Origin of the sequence: Streptomyces sp. NRRL F-4489 (assembly GCF_001509485.1) — a bacterium.
Taxonomy (GTDB): domain Bacteria; phylum Actinomycetota; class Actinomycetes; order Streptomycetales; family Streptomycetaceae; genus Streptomyces.
The window spans coordinates 1-1223 of sequence record NZ_LLZI01000160.1 but is presented as its reverse complement, the minus strand read 5'-3'; the positions used below and the strand labels follow the sequence as shown (position 1 = coordinate 1223).

At 78.3% G+C, this 1223-nt stretch carries 1 protein-coding gene; it reads right to left on the bottom strand.

The window, feature by feature from the left end:
• Nucleotides 1-1159 (bottom strand): glycosyltransferase (locus ADL22_RS14190; RefSeq protein ID WP_066978146.1); only part of this gene is annotated, 1159 nt, incomplete at its 3' end.
• Nucleotides 1160-1223 lie beyond the last annotated feature (64 nt).

Genomic DNA, 1223 nt, shown 5'->3' with positions numbered 1-1223 from the left:
CGGCGTCGTCGGGGGAGAGGTCCTTGGTCAGGGCGGTGAGGGGGAGTGGGGCGGTGGCGGTGCCGAGGGCGGCCAGGCGGGCGGCCCAGAAGGGCTGGTCGCCGGTGAACGGGACCGGGACGGAGGGCAGGCCGGCGCGCAGGACGGCGGCCGTGGTGCCGGCGCCGCAGTGGTGGACGGCGGCGGCGACGCGGGGGAGGAGGAGGGCGTGGGGGACCTCGGAGGGGAGGGTGAGGATGTCGTCGGTGGCGGTTTGGGGTGTGGCGGCGTGGGGTGTGGTGGCGTCGGGCGTGGTCAGGGCGGAGTTGGCGGTGAGGAGGAGGCCGCGGAGGCCGGCGCGGCGCAGGGCGCGGACGGCGATCGACGTCAGGCGTTCGGCGTGGTCGGAGGACATGCTGCCGAAGCCGATGTAGACGGGAGGGGGGCCGGCGGTGAGGAAGTCCTCGACGGGCGGCGGGAGTTGGGTGTCCGGGGCGTGGTGGGGCCACCAGGTGCCGGTGATGTGCAGGCCGGTGCGCCAGTCGGCGGGGCGGGGGATCAGGAGGTCGCTGAAGCCGTGCAGGATCGGCCAGTTGGCGGCCTCGGTGCGGCGGCGGACCGCGGCCGCGGAGGCGGGCGGCAGGCCGAGGCGGGCGCGCAGGGCGCGGACGGCGCCGGCGTGCAGGCGGTCCACGACGCGGAGGGAGAGCCGGCCGGCCGCGCGGTTGCCCCAACCGCCCAGTGAGCGGCCGCCGCTGAGGACGGGCGGGAAGGCGCGGGTCGGGGTGGTGGGCACCAGGTAGGCGCCGGCCGAGGGGATGCCGAGGGCCTCGGCGAGGTGCCAGCCGAGCGGGGCCGTGGTGGTGGAGAGCAGCAGCAGTTCGGTGTCCTCGGGGACGGCGTCGGCCATCCCGGCGCCGAGCCGGTCGATGAACGCGGCGGCGCGGCGCATCAGGGCGCGGCGGTCGGTGGGGGTGGCATCCGGCGCGTCCGCGGGCCCGGTGGTGCGCGGGTCGGCGGGCAGGGCGCGGAAGCCGAGGCCGGCGGCGCGGGCGAGCGGGGCGTAGCGGTCGTGGGTGGCGAGGGTGACCTCGTGGCCGCCGGCCGCCAGACGGGCGCCGAGGCCGGTGTACGGGGCGACGTCGCCGTAGGAGCCGGCGGTGGTGAGGAGGATGCGCATGGTGGGGCGGCTTTCTTGGAGGGGCGGCTTTGCTGGCGGGGGGGGGCTTGCCCCTGGGTGGGGG